The following is a 19,988-nucleotide window of genomic DNA, read 5'->3' on the forward strand; positions in this document are numbered from 1 at the left end:
GTCGATGTTCTGTGGGCGTTGTTGCGTGACGGCCGAGAATTCAGCATCGACAACCCGGCTCCGGCCGCTGCTGTTGCTTGACACAGTCATTGAGAGTCCTCCGCTCGAAAGGGTGTGCGCGCCACTCGCCAGGTCGGCGGGGGCTGCGTCCACGGTCTGCGCGACCGCGTCCTTGAAGGCCATCCAGCCCAGCAACGCGCACTTCACGCGCGCCGGGTACTTCGCGACGCCGGCGAACGCGATGCCGTCGCCGATCAGGTCCTCGTCGCCTTCGACAGTGCCGCGACTGCCGACCATCTCGACGAACCCCTCGACGATCTTCAGTGCATCGCCGAGCGGAACGCCGATCACCTGGTCGGTGAGCACGGACGTCGACGCCTGGCTGATCGAGCAGCCCTGCCCGTCGTAGGAGACGTCGGCGACGGTGTCGCCGTCGATGTGCACGCGCAGGGTCACCTCGTCGCCGCAGGTCGGGTTGACGTGGTGCACTTCGGCGCCGAACGGTTCGCGCAGTCCGCGATTGTGCGGGTGCTTGTAGTGGTCCAGGATCACTTCCTGGTACATCTGCTCCATCCGCATCGGATCACGCCTCCCCGAAGAACTTCTGGGCGCGCCGGATCGCCGCGCCGAGTGCCTGCACCTCGTCCGGCGTGTTGTACACGGCGAACGATGCGCGGGCGGTCGCGGCCACCCCGAAGCGGCGGTGCAGCGGCCAGGCGCAGTGGTGTCCGACCCGGATCTCCACGCCCTCGTCGTCGAGGATCTGGCCGAGATCGTGCGCATGGATTCCGTCCACGACGAACGACACCGCCCCGCCCCGCTGTTCGGCGGTCGTGGGTCCGATGATGCGCACGCCGTCGATGCCGCCCAGCTCGGCGAGCGCAGCAGCGGTCAGCTCGTGTTCGTGTGCAGCGACGGCGTCCATCCCGATGTCCTGCAGGTAGCGCACGGCGGCACCGAGGCCGACGGCCTGCGAGACCATGGGCGAACCGGCCTCGAATCGCTGCGGCGGTGCGGCGAAGGTCGTGGCCTCCATCGTCACCGTCTCGATCATCGAGCCACCGGTGATGAACGGCGGCACGTCGGCGAGCAGGTCGCGGCGACCGTAGAGAACGCCGACGCCGGACGGACCGAACATCTTGTGTCCGGAGAACGCCGCGAAATCCACACCGAGAGCACGGAAGTCGACGGCCATGTGCGGCACCGACTGGCACGCGTCGAGCACGACGATCGCGCCGACCTCCTTCGCGCGCCGCACGATCTCCTCGACGGGAGCGACCGCACCGGTCACGTTCGACTGGTGCGTGAACGCCACGACCTTCACGGCGTCGGTCAGCGTCAGCGAATCGAGATCGATGCGACCGTCGTCGGTGACCCCGTACCAGCGCAGGGTGGCACCCGTGCGCCGCGCGAGTTCCTGCCACGGAACGAGATTCGCGTGGTGCTCGAGTTCGGTGACGACGATCTCGTCACCGGGTCCGAGCCGGTGCGGGAACCGGTCGTCGGCGAAGGCGTACGCGACGAGGTTGAGCGACTCGGTGGCGTTCTTGGTGAACACCACCTCGTCGACGTCGACCCCGACGAACGACGCGATGACAGCGCGGGCGTCCTCGTACGAGTCGGTCGCCTCCTCCGACAACGCATGCGCACCGCGGTGCACGGCCGCGTTCCGCGTCGCCAGGAACTCACGCTCGGCGTCGAGCACCTGTACCGGGCGCTGGGAGGTGGCCCCCGAGTCGAGGTAGACCAGGGGTTTGCCGTCGCGCACCGTGCGCGCGAGGATCGGGAAATCCGCCCTGATCCGGGCGATGTCCAAGGTCCGCACCGGCACCGTCATCCGATCACGCTCCTTGCGTTGCTGCCTGGGTGAAACGAACGTAGCCGTTGGTCTCGAGCTCGTCGGCGAGCTCGGGGCCGCCGGACTCGACGACGCGGCCACCCACGAAGACGTGCACGAACTGCGGCTTGATGTAGCGCAGGATGCGAGTGTAGTGGGTGATGAGCAGGACGCCGCCGTTCTCGTTCTCCTGGTAGCGGTTCACGCCCTCGGAGACGACGCGCAGCGCGTCCACGTCGAGGCCCGAGTCGGTCTCGTCGAGGATAGCGATCTTCGGCTTGAGCAGACCCAGCTGCAGGATCTCGTGGCGCTTCTTCTCGCCACCGGAGAAGCCCTCGTTGACACTGCGCTCGCCGAAGGCCTGATCGATGTCCAGCTCGGACATCGCCTGCTTGACCTCCTTGACCCAGTGGCGCAGCTTGGGAGCCTCGCCGCGCACGGCGGTCGCGGCGGTGCGGAGGAAGTTCGACATCGACACGCCGGGCACCTCGACCGGGTACTGCATCGCGAGGAACAGGCCGGCGCGGGCGCGCTCGTCGACGCTCATCTCGAGCACGTCCTCACCGTTGAGGGTGATGCTGCCCGAGGTGATCTCGTACTTGGGGTGGCCGGCGATCGCGTACGACAGGGTGGACTTGCCGGAGCCGTTGGGGCCCATGATGGCGTGCGTCTCACCCGAGCGGACCGTGAGATCGACGCCCTTGAGAATGTCGATGGGTTCAGCGTTCTCGTCGTTCTGAGCGACGCGGACGTGCAGGTCCTTGATCTCGAGGACGTTCGAAGGTGTGGACATCGAAATGCGTTTCCTTAGTGGAGAGGTATCGGGAGTACGGGGAGACGGCCGTCAGGCGCCGACGGCGGCGAGTTCCGCCTCGATGGCGGCCTCGAGCCGTTCGCGGACCTCGGCGACCGTGATGCGCTCGAGCAGCTCGTGGAAGAAGCCGCGGACGACGAGGCGACGCGCTTCCTCCTCGGAGATACCGCGAGCACGCAGGTAGAACAGCTGCTCGTCGTCGAAGCGGCCGGTCGCCGACGCGTGTCCGGCACCGACGATCTCACCGGTCTCGATCTCGAGGTTCGGCACGGAGTCGGCGCGCGCACCGTCGGTGAGCACCAGGTTGCGGTTGAGCTCGAAGGTGTCGGTGCCCTCGGCCTCGGCGCGGATGAGCACGTCGCCGATCCACACGGTGTGCGCGTCGGGCTTGCCGGAGGCCGGATCGCCCTGCAGCGCACCCTTGTACACGACGTTCGACTTGCAGTTCGGCTGCGAGTGGTCGACGAGCAGGCGCTGCTCGAAGTGCTGGCCGGCGTCGGCGAAGTACAGGCCGAGCAGTTCGGCGTCGCCGCCGGGGCCGTCGTACTTGGTGGTCGCCGACACGCGCACGAGATCGCCGCCGAGCGCCACGGTGAAGTGGCGAAGCACGGCATCGCGGCCGACGCGAGCGTGGTGCGCGGCGACGTGTACGGCGTCGTCGGCCCAGTCCTGCACCGCGACGACCTTCAGCTGTGCGCTGTCGTCGAGCACGAACTCGATGTTCTCGGCGTAGGTGCCGCTGCCGCGCTGGTCGATGACGAGCGTGAGGTTGGCGAACGCCTCGAGCCGGATCTGCACGTGACCGTAGGCGACGGCGCCCTCACCCGGTCCCGTGATCGTCACGGTGACGGGCTCGGCGACCTCGACCTCGCGGCCGACGGTGAGGACGGTCGCGGTCTCGAACGACGAGTACGCCTGTGCTGCGATCCGGTCGAACGGCACACCGGCCTGTCCGAGTCGCGCGTCGTCGCGCGCCACGGTCTCGACCTGCACGCCGTCGACCGGGGTGACCTCGATGGTCGCGGTGCCGGTCGCGGGAGCGGTGCCGTCGTGCAGACCGCGCAGGCGGCGCAGCGGGGTGAACCGCCACACCTCGTCGCGACCCGACGGAATCTCGAAGGCGTTCACATCGAAGGACGTGAAGACCTCACCCTTGTTGATTGCCGGCACCCGGTTCTCGGCACGCACGGCATCCTGCACGCCCGTCGCTGTAGCCGGCGTGTTCTTCGCTTCCGCAGTCATTTAGCCGACTGCCCCTTCCATCTGCAGTTCGATCAAGCGGTTGAGTTCGAGGGCGTACTCCATCGGTAGTTCCTTGGCGATGGGCTCGACGAATCCGCGCACCACCATGGCCATGGCCTCGTCCTCGTCGAGTCCGCGGCTCATCAGGTAGAACAGCTGGTCGTCGCTCACCTTCGAGACGGTCGCCTCGTGACCCATCGTGACGTCGTCCTCACGGATGTCGACGTACGGGTAGGTGTCGGAACGGCTGATCTGGTCGACGAGCAGCGCGTCGCACTTGACGGTCGACTTCGAGCCGTGGGCGCCCTTGTTGACCTGCACGAGGCCGCGGTAGGAAGCACGTCCACCGCCGCGCGCCACCGACTTCGACACGATGGTCGAGGAGGTGTGCGGAGCCAGGTGCAGCATCTTCGCGCCGGTGTCCTGGTGCTGCCCCTCGCCGGCGAAGGCCACGGAGAGCACTTCACCGCGAGCGTGCTCGCCCATCATCCACACTGCCGGGTACTTCATCGTCACCTTGGAACCGATGTTGCCGTCGATCCATTCCATCGAGCCGCCGGCCTCGACCTTGGTGCGCTTGGTCACCAGGTTGTAGACGTTGTTCGACCAGTTCTGGATGGTCGTGTAGCGGCAGTGGCCGCCCTTCTTGACGATGATCTCGACGACCGCGGAGTGCAGCGAGTCGGACTTGTAGATCGGGGCGGTGCAGCCCTCGACGTAGTGCACCGAGGCGCCCTCGTCGACGATGATCAGGGTCCGCTCGAACTGGCCCATGTTCTCCGTGTTGATGCGGAAGTAGGCCTGCAGCGGAATGTCGACGTGCACACCCGGCGGGACGTAGATGAACGAGCCACCCGACCACACCGCGGTGTTCAGGGCGGAGAACTTGTTGTCGCCGGCCGGGATGACCGTGCCGAAGTACTCCTTGAACAGCTCGGGGTGCTCGCGCAGGCCCGAGTCGGTGTCGAGGAAGATCACGCCCTGGCTCTCGAGGTCCTCGCGGATCTGGTGGTAGACCACCTCGGACTCGTACTGGGCGGCGACACCGGCGATGAGGCGCTGCTTCTCCGCCTCCGGGATGCCCAGCCTGTCGTAGGTGTTCTTGATGTCCTCGGGGAGCTCGTCCCAGCTCGCGGCCTGCTTCTCCGTCGAGCGCACGAAGTACTTGATGTTGTCGAAGTCGATTCCGTCGAGGTTCGAGCCCCACACCGGCATCGGCTTCTTGTCGAAGGTGCGCAGCGCCTTGAGGCGGATATCGAGCATCCACTCGGGCTCGTTCTTCTTGGCGGAGATGTCCCGCACGACCTCTTCGGACAGGCCGCGCTGCGCCGTGGCGCCCGCGGTGTCGGGGTCCGCCCAGCCGTATTCGTAGTGGCCGAGAGAATCGATCGTCTCTTCCTGCGTCAGCGGCGCGGTTCCGGACGTCTGATCCGATGCGACGGTCATGCGAGCTCCTTCCGGAGTCTGGTGGGCGTCGGCGCGGGCTGTGCGTCGACGGTCGACGGGTGGGTGGATGTCTTCCTGATGTGCCCTGGTTCGCGGAGCACTCGCGGTGGGATCGTCACGTAGGCGGCTCCGGACGGGGCGCGTCCGCTTTGGAGAGAACGGGCACGTGTGTCGTGCAGAAGGCGTCGCCGTTCGCGATCGTCGCCAGGCGTTGCACGTGGGTTCCGAGGATCCGCACGAAGGCCTCCTGCTCCGCCTCGCACAGTTCGGGGAACTGCTCCGCGACGTGCGAGACCGGGCAGTGGTGCTGGCAGATCTGCACGCCGGTGCCGACGCGGCGGGTCGAGGCGGCGAAACCGGAGGCGGTGAACGCTCCGGCGATCTCCTCGGCGACGCTCTCGACGTCGTCGAGGTTCTCGTCGGCGGGCGCGATGGTGCCGAGGATCGAGTCCACACGGCGGCGTGCGAAGTCCTCCACGGCAGCGTCGCCGCCGAGTTCGCGGAGGTGCCGCATGGCGGCGGTGGCGAGATCGTCGTAGGAGTGCCCGAGGCGGGCGCGTCCGACGGCGGTGAGCTGGAAGCGGCGGGCGGGGCGGCCACGACCGCGTCCTTGCCTGCGCGGCGGCGCGGCGGCCTGCGCCTCACCGGACTCGATGAGCGCGTCGAGATGGCGTCGCACGCCCGCGGCGCTGAGCCCCAGACGCTCGCCGATCTCCGGCGCGGTGATGGGACCTTCTTCGAGCAGCAGCTGCACGACGGCGGCGCGGGTCTGACCCTCCGGGATCTCGCGGCCCGTCGAAGCAGGATTCTTGCGGGTGTCCTCGACGCGCGACGCCTTCGCGGCAGGTGCGTGACCTGCGCGTTCTGCGGTGTCGGTGGTGTCGGACGGGTATTTCACAACACCAGTGTGACGGAATTCGGAAGCGCGGTCCACCAAGGGTGCCCTTTGTTACACCTCGTGACGGAGCCGTCGGAGAGCACCCTCGCCGTCCCGTTACGCTTCTGACGTGCCGTCGACTCCTCCCCTGTCCGCCCCGCACACGACGTCTCCGTCGCCGGGCCGATCCGGGGTCCGCGAACGGCTGCACGTATGGATCCGACGCGCTCTGGGCCTCGACGCCCCGGGACCACACGCCGATGTCTCGGTCGTCCTGCACGGCGACGAGATCGAAGGTCGCGGACTCGACGCGATCGAGAACGTCTACCTCCACCGCATCCGGCTGCTCGGCGCCACCGGTGCCGTCCTCATGGCAGTCGGGGCACTCGGCGCCGGCGCCCAGCCGGTCCTGCAGAACCCCGTGCAAGGCGTCCGCGCCCTCGGACTGGCGGCACGCATGCCGAGCGCCGCCCTCACGACGACCATGATCGGCACGGCGCTGGTGATCCTCGCCTGGTTGCTGCTCGGCCGGTTCGCGATCGGCCGGGGCGCACCGGACGGTCCCGTGCGCCGACTGTCCCGCTCGCAGCTCGACCGCACCTTGCTGCTGTGGATCCTTCCGCTGGTCGTCGCTCCGCCGATGTTCAGCAAGGACGTCTACTCGTATCTCGCGCAGAGCGAGATTGCCGCGCGCGGGCTCGATCCCTACGCGATCGGTCCGGCCGGCGCGCTGGGGGTCGACCACGTCCTGACCCGGACGGTGCCGAACATCTGGCGCGACACCTCGGCCCCCTACGGCCCGGCCTTCCTGTGGATCGGCGAGAAGATCACGTACCTCACGGGCGAGAACATCGTGGCCGGCATCTTCGTCCACCGGCTGCTCGCACTCGTGGGTGTGGCCCTGATCGTGTGGGCGCTGCCGCGGCTCGCCCGCCGGTGCGGCGTTGCGTCGGTGAGCGCGTTGTGGCTCGGTGCCGCGAACCCGCTGTTGCTCTTCCACCTGGTCGCGGGCATCCACAACGAGGCCCTGATGCTCGGGCTCATGCTCGCCGGTGTCGAGCTCGCGCTGCGGGCCGTCCACCCGGACGACGAGGCGGCCTCGCGCCTGCGTCTCGCGGGGTGGCTCGCGGCCGGCACCGCGCTGATCGCCCTGTCGTCGATGATCAAGGTGCCCTCGCTGCTCGCGCTCGGATTCGTCGGCATGGCCCTTGCCCGCAAGTGGGGTGGCGGCTTCCGCGCCGTGCTCGCCGCCGCCGCGATCCTCGGCATCGGGACCTGCGTCGTCATCGGCGCTGTGAGCTGGGGCAGCGGCCTGGGCTTCGGCTGGACGAAGACCCTGGGCACCGCCACGGAGGTCCGCAGCTGGATGTCGATCCCGACCCTGCTCGGCATGGGTACCGGCCTCGGCGGCGTGCTGCTCGGTCTCGGCGACCACACGACGGCCGTGCTGTCCATCACGCGCCCCATCGCAGCGCTGGTGGCCGCTTTCGTCACGATGCGCATGCTGCTCGCGGTGCTCATGGGACGGATCCATCCGGTCGGTGCGCTGGGGGTCTCGCTGGGCGCGATCGTGCTGCTCTTCCCGGTCGTGCAACCGTGGTACCTGCTGTGGGCGGTGATCCCGCTCGCGGCCTGGGCGACCCGTCCGGTCTTCCGGATCCCCACCATCGCGTTCTCGTCGGTTGTCGGCATGATCCTCATGCCCAACGGCAGCGAATACCAACCGTTCATCATCGTCCAGGCGTCGATCGCGACCATCGTCGTGGTCGGTCTGATCATCGTCGCCACACGCTCCCGGCTGCCGTGGCGGCTGCAGGAGCGCACACCACCGCGTCCGGCGGAAACCGCGGACGCCTAGGCTGGAACCCTGTGACCCCGAGTTCTCCCGCCGGTGCGGTACCGGCCGTGCGCCTGGACGGCGTCGTCAAGACCTACGGGGGCGTCACCGCCGTGAACGGTCTCGATCTGACCGTCGAACGCGCCCAGGTGCTCGCCCTCCTCGGCCCGAACGGCGCCGGTAAGACCACCACTGTGGAAATGTGCGAGGGGTTCGTCACTCCCGATGTGGGCACAGTCCGCGTCCTGGGGCTCGATCCCGTCGCCGATTCCGACGCCCTCCGACCCCGGATCGGCGTGATGCTGCAGGGTGGCGGCGCCTATCCCGGTTCGCGGGCCGGTGAGATGCTCGACCTGGTGGCGGCGTACTCGGCGGATCCCCTCGACCCCGACTGGCTGCTCCAGCGTCTCGGGCTCACCGACGCCCGCCGCACCCCCTACCGCCGATTGTCGGGCGGACAACAGCAACGCCTCGCGCTCGCATGCGCGCTGGTGGGGCGCCCCGAACTGGTGTTCCTCGACGAACCGACGGCGGGTCTCGACGCACAGGCCCGGCTGCTCGTCTGGGAACTGATCGACGCACTGCGCCGCGACGGTGTGAGCGTGCTGCTCACCACCCACCTCATGGACGAGGCGGAAGAGCTCGCCGACGAGATCGTCATCATCGATCACGGGCGGGTGGTCGCCGCAGGGACACCCGACGAAGTCACCCGCGACGGCGCCGAGGGCCAGCTGTGGCTGTCCGCGCCTTCGGGCCTCGACCTGAGTGCCCTGCAGTCCGCCCTGGCCGGCACCCACCGGATCCGGGAGGACAATCCCGGGCGGTATCTCGTCGAGGGCACGATCGAACCGTCCGTCGTCGCGGCGGTGGCGACCTGGTGCGCGAATCTGGGCGCACTGGCAACCGAGATCAGGGTGGATCAGCGCAGCCTCGAGGACGTCTTCCTCGAGTTGACCGGTCGGGAGTTGAGAGGGTGAGCGTGACCCACGATCGTCTGGCGAACAACCGGTTTGCGGAAGGGACCTTCACCCCGCGACCGCAGCCGAACTCGCCGTCGAAGATGCTCGCGGCGCAGACCGCCATGGAACTCAAGTTGCTGCTGCGCAACGGCGAGCAGCTCCTACTGACCATGTTCATTCCGATCACGCTGCTGATCGGCCTGTCGCTGCTACCGATCGGCGATCTCGGCGACTCGCGGGTCGACAGCGTGCTGCCAGCGGTGATGATGGTGGCCGTGATGTCGACGGCGTTCACCGGTCAGGCGATCGCCGTGGGCTTCGACCGCCGCTACGGCGCCCTCAAGCGGATCGGCGCGACCGCGCTGCCCAAGTGGGGAATCATCGCTGGCAAGAGCGCGGCGGTGGGCATCGTCGTCGTCCTGCAGGCCGTGTTGCTCGGTGCCATCGGGCTGGCCCTGGGCTGGCGCCCCTCCCCCGTCGACCTGCTCATCGGGGCGGTCGTCATCGCCTTGGGCACGGTGATGTTCGCGACACTGGGGCTGCTGCTCGGTGGAACCCTGCGCGCCGAGATCGTGCTCGCCCTCGCGAACATCGTGTGGTTCGTGCTGTTGGGCATCGGCAGCGTCGTGGTGCTCGGCGACGTGATCCCCGAAGCGGTGGTCCACCTGCTGCGGATCGTGCCGTCGGGGGCGTTGACGCTCGCGCTCGAGAACGCCACCTCGGGTGTGTTCGACTGGTTGTCGATCGTCTCGCTGCTCGTGTGGACGGTGATCGGCGGCACCGCCGCGGCGCGCTGGTTCCGCTTCACCTGAGTCGTGGGCGGCCCGATCGGGCACGACCCAACTACAGCGTGTAGTGGTTCACGCCGTACCATCGAACCGTGTTGTATCGCGGCTACCTGAGCCTTGTCGACCGTCTCCCCCTGCCGTCGCTGCGGACGCAGAAGATCCTCGCGTTCCTCACGATTCTCACCCAGGGCGGCATCGCAGTGACCGGCTCGGTCGTCCGCGTCACTGCCTCCGGACTGGGTTGCCCGACCTGGCCGCAGTGCTTCCCCGGGTCGCTGGTCCCGGTGGGTGTGTCGAGCGGGGTGAACACCCTGCACCAGGTGGTCGAGTTCGGCAACCGGCTGCTGACCTTCGTGGTCGTGGCCGTCGCAGCCGCGATCGTCCTGGCCGTCACCCGTGCGCGGCGCCGCAAGGAGGTCATCGCCTGGGCGTGGTTGATGCCGGCAGGCACCGTGCTGCAGGCGATCATCGGCGGCATCACCGTCCTGGCCGGTCTCGCCTGGTGGACGGTCGCGATCCACCTGCTCGCATCGATGCTCATGGTGTGGCTGGCGACAGTGCTCTACGCGAAGGTGAGCGAGCCGGACGACGGCACGGTGGTGCAGGTATTGCCCCAGCCGCTGCGCCGGCTCACCGCCTTGTCGGGTGTCGCGCTCGCCGTGGTCCTCGTGCTCGGCACGATGGTCACCGGCGCCGGCCCGCACGCCGGAGACAAGAGCGTCGACAGACCCGTCCCGCGCCTCGCGCTCGACATCACCAATCTCGTCCACCTGCACGCCGAAGCGCTCATCGGCTATCTCGCGCTGCTGATCGGCCTCACCTTCGCCGTCTACGCGGTCCATGCACCCCGAGCCGTCACGCTGCGTCTGAAGGTCGTCCTGGCCCTGGTGGTCGCACAGGCCGGCATCGGCCTCGTCCAGTTCTGGACGGACGTGCCTGCCGTGCTGGTCGTCTTCCACGTCGCCGGCGCCGGACTGTGCACGGCGGCGACCGCCGCGGTCTGGGCGGCCGGACGGACGCGCACGACCGCACCGGATCGCGAGCCCGTTCCGGCCTGACCGTTCGACGACGCGGCCCCTCCCCGGACTTCCGGGAAGGGGCCGCGTATCGTCGTACGGATGTCGGGCGGTCAGCGCTCGTTGCGGGCCTTGGGGAACTTCGTCTGACGTGCCACCCAACCGGCCATCTTCGCCCAGTGACCCTTCTGCGGGTTGGCGATGCTGGTGACCTCGCGGTCCCACTCGGAGACGGTGACGTCGGGGATCTCCTCGACGATGGCGCGCGCCGTCGGGAGGTCCTTCGCGACGCGGTCGCCGAGGGTGCCGTCGGCGGCGACCACGGTGATCCGGACGCCGGACAGACCGATCGGCTGCAGCACGGCCTTCCCGGAACCTCCGTGCTCGGCGACGAAGCTGCGGATGGACGAGACGATGTCGGCCGGTGCGGCCACGACCTGTGTTTCGACGCTCATGTCTGCAGAATACTGTGAGCGCTATGCACGCAATCGAAGTGGCACAGCACGGAGGCCCCGACGTCCTCGTCCCCGTCGAACGACCCGACCCCTCGCCCGGACCGGGTGAGCTGCTGGTTCGCACCGACGCGATCGGCGTCAACTTCATCGACACCTACTTCCGCACCGGCCTCTACGGCACGGAGCTGCCGTACATCCCGGGCTCGGAGGGCACGGGCACGGTCGTCGCCCTCGGCGAGGGTGTGCGGGACACGGCGGTAGGCGACCGAGTGTCGTGGTGCGAGGCACCCGGCTCGTACGCCGAACTGGTCCGCGTCCGCGAGCAGGTCGCCGTGCCGGTCCCGGACTCGGTGCCGGCCGAGCAGGCCGCCTCGGTCCTCCTGCAGGGCATGACCGCGCACTACCTGCTGAACTCCGTCCACCCGGCACAGCCCGGCGAGACGGTGCTCGTCCACGCAGGTGCCGGTGGTGTGGGGCTGATCCTGACGCAACTCGCCGTCGCGAAGGGCGTGCGGGTGATCACCACCGTGTCCTCCGACGAGAAGGAGGCCCTGTCGCGGGAGGCCGGCGCCGCGGACGTGCTGCGCTACGGCGACGACCTCGCCGAGAAGGTGCGCGAGCTCACCGACGGCGAGGGGGTGGCCGCAGCCTACGACGGTGTCGGTGCCGCGACCTTCGAGGCGTCGCTCGCGTCCGTCCGCGTGCGCGGCACGGTCGCGCTGTTCGGTGCCGCGAGCGGACCCGTCCCGCCCTTCGACCTGCAGCGGCTGAACCCGGCGGGTTCGCTGTTCGTCACGCGGCCGACCCTCGTGCACTACACCCGAGACCGCGAGGAGCTGCTGTGGCGGGCGGGCGACGTGCTCGCGGCGCTCGCCGACGGGTCGCTGAAGCTCCGCGTGGGAGCGAGCTATCCCCTCGCCGAGGCCGCCCGCGCCCACGCCGATCTCGAAGGACGCCGGACCACCGGATCGATCGTCCTGATCCCGTGATCTCCGGACCCGGCACGACGAACGCCCCGGCCGCTCGGCCGGGGCGTTCGTCGTGAAGCGTGGATCAGAAGTACGAGCCGATCGTCGGCAGTGCGAGCACGGAGTCGATCGCCAGGCCCAGGCACACCACCGCGAGGTAGTTGTTGGACTGGAGGAACAGCTTGAGCGGCTTGACCGACGCCCCGCCGCGCACACTGTTGAACAGCTGGTGCGCGACGATCAGGAACCAGGCGCCCGCGAGCAGCGCGACGGCCGCGTAGATCACACCGGCGGCCGGGACGATCACCAGCGTCGCGATCACGGTCGCCCAGGTGTAGAGCACGATCTGCTTCGTGACGTGCTGCTCGGTGGCGATGACCGGCAACATCGGCACGCCGGCTGCCTTGTAGTCCTCCTTGTAACGCATCGCGAGCGCCCAGGTGTGCGGCGGCGTCCAGAAGAAGATGACCAGGAACAACACGACGGGTTCCCAGCTCAGCGAACCCGTCACGGCGGCCCAGCCGACCATCACGGGCATACATCCGGCAGCCCCGCCCCAGACCACGTTCTGCCAGGTCCGGCGTTTGAGCACCATCGTGTACACGAGCACGTAGAACGCGATCGTCGCCACGACCAGCAGTCCGGCCAACAGGTTGGCGCGCCACCACAACCACGCGAAGGACGCGATGCCGAGCAGCATGCCGAAGACGAGGGCGTTGCGTGTCGGCACCGTCTGCCGGGCGAGCGGACGCAACGCCGTGCGTTTCATCACCTTGTCGATGTCGGCGTCGACGACGCAGTTGAGCGAGTTGGCGCTCGCCGCACCCATCCAGCCGCCGAACAGGGTGCTCAGGATGAGCACGATGTCGACGTTGCCGCGGTCGGCGAACAGCATCGCGGGAATGGTCGCGACCAGCAGGAGTTCGATCACCCGCGGCTTGGTCAACGCTATGTAGGCGAGGACGGTGCCGGAGATCCGGCCCCACGCGGTGTCGGGGCGCGGGGCGCTCGGCGCTTCGGGGGCGCCGAAGCCGTGTCCTCCCGGCCGTCGCCCTGCCCGCACACTGTCTCCTTGTCCCACGCGGATCCGCACCTTCGTTTCGCCCGTTCACGGCCGCCCGGTTCCGGACGCTCCTCTACTACGAACGATGGTAGACCGGACCGTTGCCCGGACCGAATCGACCCGTTCGGAGCAGCGCATTAGTCTGAAGTAGCGCGCGGGCCGACTTCCACCCGCCGGGACCCCGTACACCCATGTCAGGAGACTTCAAGCTCGTGTCGATCACAGACGAGATCCGCACCCTCACCCAGCCTGCGCATCCTGCCGACTGGACCGACCTGGACACCAAGGCCGTCGACACCGCGCGCGTGCTCGCCGCCGACGCCGTGCAGAAGGCCGGAAACGGGCATCCCGGTACCGCGATGAGCCTCGCTCCCCTCGCGTACACCCTTTTCCAGCGTGTGATGCGCCACGATCCGACCGACCCCGAGTGGGTCGGCCGCGACCGCTTCGTGCTCTCGTGCGGACATTCGAGCCTGACGCTGTACACCCAGCTGTACCTGTCCGGCTACGGACTCGAGCTCGCCGACCTCGAAGCGCTGCGCACGTGGGGTTCGCTCACCCCGGGCCACCCCGAGTACGGCCACACCGCCGGCGTCGAGATGACCACCGGCCCACTGGGTCAGGGTCTGGCCTCCGCCGTGGGCATGGCGATGGCCGCCCGCCGCGAGCGCGGTCTGTTCGATCCCGAGGCGCCCGCCGGCTCGAGCCCGTTCGACCACTACGTCTATGTGATCGCGTCCGACGGCGACATCGAGGAGGGCGTGACCTCCGAGGCGTCCTCGCTCGCCGGTGTCCAGCAGCTCGGCAACCTGATCGTCTTCTACGACGACAACAAGATCTCCATCGAGCACGACACCGCGATCGCTCTCGGTGAGGACGTCTCCAAGCGCTACGAGGCATACGGCTGGCACGTGCAGACCGTCGAGGGCGGCGAGAACGTCACCGCCCTGCTCGAGGCCGTCGAGACCGCGAAGGCGGTCACCGACCGTCCGTCCTTCATCTCCGTCCGCACGATCATCGGCTACCCGGCGCCGACGAAGATGAACAGCGGCGACGCGCACGGTGCCGCGCTCGGCGTCGACGAGGTCGCCGAGATCAAGAAGATCCTCGGCTTCGACCCCGAGAAGAACTTCGACGTCGACCCGGCCGTGATCGAGCACGCCCGGCAGGTCGTGACGCGCGGCACCGAGGCACGCGCCGCATGGCAGGCCGACTTCGACGCGTGGGCCGCCCGCGAGCCGCAGCGCAAGGAACTGTTCGACCGCCTGCACGCCGGTGAGTTCCCGGAGGGCTGGGTCGACGCACTGCCGACCTACGAGCCCACCGAGAGCGGTCCCGCGACCCGCTCGGCGTCCGGCAAGGCCCTCGCCGCGCTCGGACCGGTACTGCCCGAGCTGTGGGGCGGTTCCGCCGACCTCGCCGGCAGCAACAACACGACGATTCCCGGTTCCGACTCCTTCGGTCCCGAGTCGATCTCCACGAAGGACTGGAACGCGCAGCCCTACGGACGCACCCTGCACTTCGGCGTCCGCGAACACGCGATGGGATCGATCCTCAACGGCATCGCCCTGCACGGCCCGACCCGCCCCTACGGCGGCACCTTCCTCGTCTTCTCCGACTACATGCGGCCCGCGGTGCGTCTCGCGGCCCTCATGCAGACCCCGGCGATCTACGTGTGGACGCACGATTCGATCGGTCTCGGTGAGGACGGCCCGACGCACCAGCCGATCGAGCACCTCGCGGCGCTGCGCGCGATCCCGAATCTCGCCGTGATCCGCCCGGCCGACGCCAACGAGACGTCGTTCGCGTGGAAGGCCGCGCTGGAAAACCGCACCGGCCCGACCGCTCTGGCGCTGACCCGTCAGAACGTGCCGGTGCTCGAGGGCACGCGGGAGAAGGCCGCCGAGGGTGTCGCCCGCGGTGCCTACATCCTGGCCGAGGCCTCGTCGGGCACCCCGGAGGTCGTGATCCTCGCGACCGGTTCCGAGGTCCAGCTCGCCGTTGCCGCCCGCGAGACCCTCGAGGCCGACGGTGTGCCCACCCGCGTCGTCTCCGTGCCGGTGCTCGACCGGTTCCTCGAGCAGGACCAGGCCTACCGCGACGAGGTGCTGCCCCCGTCGGTGCGCGCCCGCGTGTCCGTCGAGGCCGGTCTCGCGATGCCGTGGTACCGCCTCATCGGCGACGCCGGTGAGCCGGTCTCGCTCGAGCACTACGGCGCCTCCGCCGATTACAAGACCCTGTACCGCGAGTTCGGCATCACTGCCGAGGCCGTCGTCGACGCCGCGCGTCGCTCGCTGACCCGAGTGAAGGGATGATCCGATGACCCAGCAGACCTCCACGCAGAACGCTGCGCTGGCCGAACTGTCCGCCCAGGGTGTCTCGGTGTGGCTGGACGACCTGTCCCGCGACCTCATCGACTCCGGCAAGCTCGCCGAGCTCGTCGCGACCCGCAGTGTCGTGGGTGTGACGACCAACCCGTCGATCTTCCAAGCCGCCCTGTCGAAGGGCCATGCCTACGACGCGCAGATCCGCGATCTCGCCGCCGCCGGTGCCGACGCCACCGAGGCGATCCGCACCGTCACCACCGACGACGTGCGCGCGGCCTGCGACGTCCTCGCGCCGGTGTTCGAGGCCACGGACGGCCTCGACGGACGGGTGTCGATCGAGGTCGACCCGCGTCTGGCGCACAAGACGGACGAGACCGTCCAGCAGGCCCTCGAGCTGTGGCGCGTCGTCGACCGCCCGAACCTGTTCATCAAGATCCCGGCGACGATGGCGGGTCTGCCGGCCATCGCCCGGGTGATCGGTGAGGGTGTCAGCGTCAACGTCACGCTGATCTTCTCGGTCGAGCGCTACGAGCGGGTCATCGAGGCCTACCTCGACGGCCTGACCGCGGCGAAGGCCTCCGGTCACGACCTGTCGAAGATCCGCTCGGTCGCGTCGTTCTTCGTCTCGCGTGTCGACACCGAGATCGACCCGCGCCTCGAGGAGATCGGCACCGACCGGGCGCTGGCTCTGCGTGGCAAGGCAGGTCTCGCCAACGCGCGGCTCGCGTACGGCGCGTACCAGCGCGCGTTCGAGGGCGGGACGCGGTTCGAGCAGCTCGCCGAGGCGGGTGCCGTTCCCCAGCGTGCGTTGTGGGCGTCGACGGGTGTGAAGAACCCCGATTACCCCGACACCCTCTACGTCACCGAGTTGGTCGCGCCGAACACCGTGAACACGATGCCGGAGAAGACCCTCGAGGCCGTCGCCGACCACGGTGAGGTCACGGGCGACACCGTCACCCGCAACATCGCCTCCTCCCAGCAGGTCTTCGACGCGCTGGCATCGGTCGGTGTGGATCTTCCCGACGTCTTCCGCAAGCTCGAGGATGAGGGTGTGGAGAAGTTCGTCGTGGCGTGGAAGGACCTGCTCGCGGCGACGGCGGAACAGCTCGCGGCTCACGCGCCGGGCGCGGAGGGCTGAACGTGCCCGAATCCGGTGCGGCGGAGTGGGTGAATCCGCTCCGGGACAACAGAGATCGCAGACTGCCCCGTATCGCCGGCCCGTGCGCGCTGGTGATCTTCGGCGTGACCGGCGATCTGGCCCGGCGCAAGTTGATGCCCGCCGTCTACGATCTCGCCAACCGCGGCCTTCTGCCGCCCGGATTCGCGCTCGTCGGTTTCGCCCGGAGGGATTGGGCCGACGAGGACTTCGGTCAGGTGGTCCACGACGCGGTGCGTGAGCATTCGCGTACCCCCTTTCGCGAGGAGGTCTGGCAGCGCCTCGCGGAGGGGATCCGCTTCGTGCAGGGCACCTTCGACGACGATGCGGCGTTCGCGGAGCTCGCGACGACCCTCGAGAAGCTCGACCGCGAACGCGGTACGGGTGGCAACCACGCGTTCTACCTGTCGGTTCCCCCGGACGCCTTCCCCGTGGTGTGCGGGCAGCTGTCGCGTTCGGGTCTGGCCGCGGAACGCGGCGGCTCGTGGAGCCGCGTCGTGATCGAGAAGCCGTTCGGGCACGACCTCGAGAGTGCGCGCGAGCTCAATTCGGTTGTCGGTGAGGTGTTCTCCGAGGAATCCGTCTTCCGCATCGATCACTATCTCGGCAAGGAGACGGTCCAGAACATCCTCGCGTTGCGTTTCGCGAACCAGATGTTCGAGCCGGTGTGGAACGCGCACTACGTCGACCACGTGCAGATCACGATGGCCGAGGACATCGGCCTCGGTGGTCGCGCCGGCTACTACGACGGCATCGGCGCGGCCCGCGACGTCATCCAGAACCATCTCCTGCAGCTGCTCGCCTTCACCGCGATGGAGGAACCGGTGAGCTTCGCGGCGTCGGAGCTGCACGCGGAGAAGATCAAGGTGCTGTCGGCGACCCGGCCGGCGGAGCCGTTCGACGAGACCACCGCGCGCGGCCAGTACGCATCCGGCTGGCAGGGCGGCGAGAAGGTCGTCGGACTGCTCGAGGAGAAGGGTTTCGCGGCGGATTCGACCACCGAGACGTACGCGGCCATCACCCTCGAGGTCGACACCCGCCGCTGGGCGGGTGTGCCCTTCTACCTGCGCACCGGCAAGCGCCTCGGCCGCCGCGTCACCGAGATCGCGGTGGTCTTCAAGCGGGCCCCGCACCTGCCGTTCGACAAGACCATGACCGAGGAGCTCGGTCAGAACGCGTTGGTGATCCGCGTGCAGCCCGACGAGGGCATCACGATGCGCTTCGGGTCGAAGGTGCCCGGCTCCGAGATGGAGGTCCGGGACGTGAACATGGACTTCAGTTACGGCCAGGCATTCACGGTCTCCTCCCCCGAGGCCTACGAGCGCCTGATCCTCGACGTGCTCCTCGGCGTCCCGTCACTGTTCCCGGTGGACGAGGAAGTCGAATTGTCCTGGAAGATCCTCGATCCGGTGCTCGAGCACTGGGCGGCGAACGGGCGACCGGAACCTTATGAGTCCGGCACCTGGGGTCCGCAATCGGCCGACGAGATGCTGCGGCGTACCGGCCGGGAATGGAGGCGTCCGTGAGGCTCCAGTTGCGCAACACCTCCGCGAATGCCATCAGTCGCAAGCTGGTGGAGCTGCGACGGTCGAGTGGAATGGTCACGCAGGGCCGTGTTCTCACGTTTATCGTGTGCGCCGGCGACGCGCGAGGCCTCGACGCCGCGATCACGGCCGCCACCGAGGCGTCGAAGGAACATCCCTGCCGCGTCATCGTCGTCGGTCGCGGACGACAGGACGGTCCGTCGCGGCTCGACGCGGAGATCCGGGTCGCCGGTGAAGCGGGTGCCTCCGAGGCATTGATCCTCGCCCTGCACGGCGAACTCGGTGAACATCAGGAATCGGTCGTGGTGCCTTTCCTCCTTCCGGACACCCCCGTCGTCGCGTGGTGGCCCAACCAGGCCCCCGCGGTCCCGGCCGAGGACCCGGTGGGTCGTCTCGCCGTCCGCCGCATCACCGACGTGACCAACTCCGACGACCCGCGTGCCGATCTCGCGACCCGCCTGTCCGGTTACCGGCCGGGCGACACGGATCTGGCCTGGGCCCGCATCACCTACTGGCGGGCGCTGCTGGTCTCGGCACTCGATCAGCCGCCCTACGAGCCAGTGCTCTCGGCACGCGTGTCGGGGCTGCGGACCGAACCGGCCGTCGATCTGATCGCGGGGTGGCTCGCGAGCCGTCTCGACTGCCCCGTCGAGCGATCCGTCGGCGAGCTGAGGGTGGAACTGCGCACGGCGTCGCAGACGATCGCCCTGGAACGCCCGCAGGAAGGTCGCGTGGCGACCCTCGAACGCACCCACAAGCCCGATTCGCTGATCAGCCTGGCGCGCCGGAACTCGGCCGAATGTCTCGCCGAGGAACTGCGTCGCCTCGATCCCGACGAAGTCTACGAAGCCGCGTTGTCGGCCCTGCCGAAGGTGGATTATGTCTGACACGGCCCGCACTCCGTCCGAGATCCGGCGTTTCGCCGACGCCGACGAGGTCGCCCGCGCCGCGGCGTCCGCCTTCGTCGATGCCGTCGTCGCCGCGCAGCGCGAGCGGGTGCAGGCCCACGTCGTGCTCACCGGCGGCGGTACCGGTATCGCGATGCTCGAGCACGTGCGTCGCGACCAGGGCGCCATCGACTGGTCGGCGGTGAACGTCTACTTCGGCGACGAGCGTTTCCTGCCGCCCGGCGATCCGGATCGCAACGAGGTGCAGGCCCGTGGGGCTCTGCTCGACCACGTGCCGATCGACCCGGCACGCATCCACACCATGCCGGCGCTCGGCGAGGACGGGTGCAGCACACCGGAGGACTCGGCCCAGCGGTACGCCGAACTCCTCGCGGCGCACTCCCCCGACGGCACCGTGCCGGTCTTCGACGTGCACCTGCTCGGCATGGGCGGTGAGGGACACATCAATTCGCTGTTCCCCCACACCGACGCGGTGCGCGAGTCGGAGCGTTTCGTGGTGGGTGTCGACGACTCCCCGAAGCCGCCGCCGGCCCGGGTGACGCTGACGCTGCCCGCCGTGCAGCGGGCGCGGCAGGTCTGGTTGCTGGTCACCGGTGCCGCCAAGGCGGAGGCCGTCGCGGCGGCCGTGGGCGGTGCCGCACCGGAGGACTTCCCGTCCGCGGGCGCCCACGGCACCGAACGCACCGTGTGGTTCCTCGATCCGGCTGCCGCAGAGCAACTCCCGGCGCAGTGACCGGGCGGAGCGTCGGGA

Annotated in this window: 17 protein-coding genes and 1 pseudogene; 10 read left to right on the top strand and 8 right to left on the bottom strand. The window is 69.0% G+C overall.

Annotated features, from left to right (window positions below; genetic code table 11):
• Positions 1 to 120: 120 nt before the first annotated feature.
• From sufU to ACQR3U_RS00030, 6 genes and pseudogenes are all read right to left on the bottom strand, one after another.
• Positions 121 to 579: pseudogene (sufU, locus tag ACQR3U_RS00005) on the bottom strand (Fe-S cluster assembly sulfur transfer protein SufU); the annotation flags it as partial.
• 4 nt (positions 580 to 583) lie between these two features.
• A complete protein-coding gene (locus tag ACQR3U_RS00010; protein ID WP_016691728.1) occupies positions 584 to 1,837 on the bottom strand; it encodes a cysteine desulfurase in 1,254 nt (417 codons plus the stop codon).
• Between the two features lie 4 nt (positions 1,838 to 1,841).
• Entirely contained in the window at positions 1,842 to 2,630 is a 789-nt protein-coding gene (gene sufC, locus ACQR3U_RS00015) for a Fe-S cluster assembly ATPase SufC (protein WP_064060313.1), read from the bottom strand.
• Positions 2,631 to 2,681: 51 nt separating this feature from the next.
• A complete protein-coding gene (gene sufD / locus ACQR3U_RS00020; protein ID WP_230809428.1) occupies positions 2,682 to 3,893 on the bottom strand; it encodes a Fe-S cluster assembly protein SufD in 1,212 nt (403 codons plus the stop codon).
• Complete coding sequence (gene sufB / locus ACQR3U_RS00025) at positions 3,894 to 5,339, bottom strand: Fe-S cluster assembly protein SufB (RefSeq protein ID WP_024100815.1); 1,446 nt, start codon at positions 5,337 to 5,339, stop codon at positions 3,894 to 3,896.
• A 115-nt stretch (positions 5,340 to 5,454) separates the two neighbouring features.
• Entirely contained in the window at positions 5,455 to 6,273 is an 819-nt protein-coding gene (locus tag ACQR3U_RS00030) for a helix-turn-helix transcriptional regulator (RefSeq protein WP_230809429.1), read from the bottom strand.
• A gap of 73 nt (positions 6,274 to 6,346) precedes the next feature.
• On the opposite strand from ACQR3U_RS00030, the gene mptB reads away from it, so the two are divergent.
• From mptB to ACQR3U_RS00050, 4 genes are all read left to right on the top strand, one after another.
• Entirely contained in the window at positions 6,347 to 8,074 is a 1,728-nt protein-coding gene (mptB, locus tag ACQR3U_RS00035; protein WP_371850703.1) for a polyprenol phosphomannose-dependent alpha 1,6 mannosyltransferase MptB, read from the top strand.
• 11 nt (positions 8,075 to 8,085) lie between these two features.
• The gene (locus tag ACQR3U_RS00040; RefSeq protein WP_064060309.1) at positions 8,086 to 9,030 is read left to right on the top strand and encodes an ABC transporter ATP-binding protein; all 945 of its coding nucleotides are present in this window, start codon (positions 8,086 to 8,088) and stop codon (positions 9,028 to 9,030) included.
• Positions 9,027 to 9,824 carry an ABC transporter permease gene (locus ACQR3U_RS00045; protein ID WP_006551497.1) on the top strand — a complete coding sequence of 266 codons (798 nt, stop codon included), beginning with the start codon at positions 9,027 to 9,029 and terminating at the stop codon, positions 9,822 to 9,824. The genes ACQR3U_RS00040 and ACQR3U_RS00045 overlap by 4 nt, the downstream gene beginning before the upstream one ends.
• Positions 9,825 to 9,892: 68 nt before the next feature.
• Positions 9,893 to 10,858, top strand: coding sequence for a COX15/CtaA family protein (locus ACQR3U_RS00050; protein ID WP_230809430.1), 966 nt, complete (start codon positions 9,893 to 9,895; stop codon positions 10,856 to 10,858).
• Positions 10,859 to 10,929: 71 nt separating this feature from the next.
• Here ACQR3U_RS00050 and ACQR3U_RS00055 read toward each other — a convergent pair whose 3' ends face one another.
• Positions 10,930 to 11,271, bottom strand: a complete 342-nt coding sequence (locus tag ACQR3U_RS00055) for a hypothetical protein (RefSeq protein WP_006551494.1) — start codon at positions 11,269 to 11,271, stop codon at positions 10,930 to 10,932.
• A gap of 23 nt (positions 11,272 to 11,294) precedes the next feature.
• Here ACQR3U_RS00055 and ACQR3U_RS00060 point away from each other — a divergent pair, with 23 nt between their 5' ends.
• The gene (locus tag ACQR3U_RS00060) at positions 11,295 to 12,260 is read left to right on the top strand and encodes a quinone oxidoreductase family protein (protein WP_219130325.1); all 966 of its coding nucleotides are present in this window, start codon (positions 11,295 to 11,297) and stop codon (positions 12,258 to 12,260) included.
• 64 nt (positions 12,261 to 12,324) lie between these two features.
• Here the strand turns inward: ACQR3U_RS00060 and ACQR3U_RS00065 are convergent, their stop codons facing one another.
• Entirely contained in the window at positions 12,325 to 13,302 is a 978-nt protein-coding gene (locus ACQR3U_RS00065) for a heme o synthase (RefSeq protein WP_230809431.1), read from the bottom strand.
• Between the two features lie 212 nt (positions 13,303 to 13,514).
• Between ACQR3U_RS00065 and tkt the strand changes: the two genes are divergently transcribed.
• The 5 genes from tkt to pgl are packed head-to-tail and all read left to right on the top strand — an operon-like array spanning position 13,515 to position 19,970.
• On the top strand, positions 13,515 to 15,617 hold the full coding sequence (gene tkt, locus ACQR3U_RS00070) for a transketolase (RefSeq protein ID WP_230809432.1): 2,103 nt from the start codon (positions 13,515 to 13,517) through the stop codon (positions 15,615 to 15,617).
• Between the two features lie 4 nt (positions 15,618 to 15,621).
• Positions 15,622 to 16,767, top strand: coding sequence for a transaldolase (tal, locus tag ACQR3U_RS00075; RefSeq protein ID WP_230809433.1), 1,146 nt, complete (start codon positions 15,622 to 15,624; stop codon positions 16,765 to 16,767).
• A 2-nt stretch (positions 16,768 to 16,769) separates the two neighbouring features.
• On the top strand, positions 16,770 to 18,311 hold the full coding sequence (gene zwf / locus ACQR3U_RS00080; protein ID WP_006551489.1) for a glucose-6-phosphate dehydrogenase: 1,542 nt from the start codon (positions 16,770 to 16,772) through the stop codon (positions 18,309 to 18,311).
• Positions 18,296 to 19,216: a glucose-6-phosphate dehydrogenase assembly protein OpcA gene (opcA, locus tag ACQR3U_RS00085; protein ID WP_006551488.1), complete on the top strand. Its 921-nt coding sequence runs from the start codon at positions 18,296 to 18,298 to the stop codon at positions 19,214 to 19,216. Before zwf ends, opcA begins: the two co-directional genes overlap by 16 nt.
• Positions 19,209 to 19,970, top strand: a complete 762-nt coding sequence (gene pgl, locus ACQR3U_RS00090; RefSeq protein ID WP_019289290.1) for a 6-phosphogluconolactonase — start codon at positions 19,209 to 19,211, stop codon at positions 19,968 to 19,970. Before opcA ends, pgl begins: the two co-directional genes overlap by 8 nt.
• The last annotated feature ends 18 nt before the right edge of the window (positions 19,971 to 19,988 follow it).

Origin of the sequence: Rhodococcus sp. IEGM1339, from assembly GCF_050321925.1 — a bacterium.
In the GTDB taxonomy this organism is placed as follows: domain Bacteria; phylum Actinomycetota; class Actinomycetes; order Mycobacteriales; family Mycobacteriaceae; genus Rhodococcus; species Rhodococcus pyridinivorans.

Coding starts and splice junctions, on each gene's coding strand:
- ACQR3U_RS00010 (WP_016691728.1), bottom strand. CDS start 1,837: ATGACGGTGCCGGTGCGGACCTTGGACATCGCCCGGATCAGGGCGGAT.
- sufC (WP_064060313.1), bottom strand. CDS start 2,630: ATGTCCACACCTTCGAACGTCCTCGAGATCAAGGACCTGCACGTCCGC.
- sufD (WP_230809428.1), bottom strand. CDS start 3,893: ATGACTGCGGAAGCGAAGAACACGCCGGCTACAGCGACGGGCGTGCAG.
- sufB (WP_024100815.1), bottom strand. CDS start 5,339: ATGACCGTCGCATCGGATCAGACGTCCGGAACCGCGCCGCTGACGCAG.
- ACQR3U_RS00055 (WP_006551494.1), bottom strand. CDS start 11,271: ATGAGCGTCGAAACACAGGTCGTGGCCGCACCGGCCGACATCGTCTCG.
- ACQR3U_RS00060 (WP_219130325.1), top strand. CDS start 11,295: ATGCACGCAATCGAAGTGGCACAGCACGGAGGCCCCGACGTCCTCGTC.
- tal (WP_230809433.1), top strand. CDS start 15,622: ATGACCCAGCAGACCTCCACGCAGAACGCTGCGCTGGCCGAACTGTCC.
- opcA (WP_006551488.1), top strand. CDS start 18,296: ATGGAGGCGTCCGTGAGGCTCCAGTTGCGCAACACCTCCGCGAATGCC.
- pgl (WP_019289290.1), top strand. CDS start 19,209: ATGTCTGACACGGCCCGCACTCCGTCCGAGATCCGGCGTTTCGCCGAC.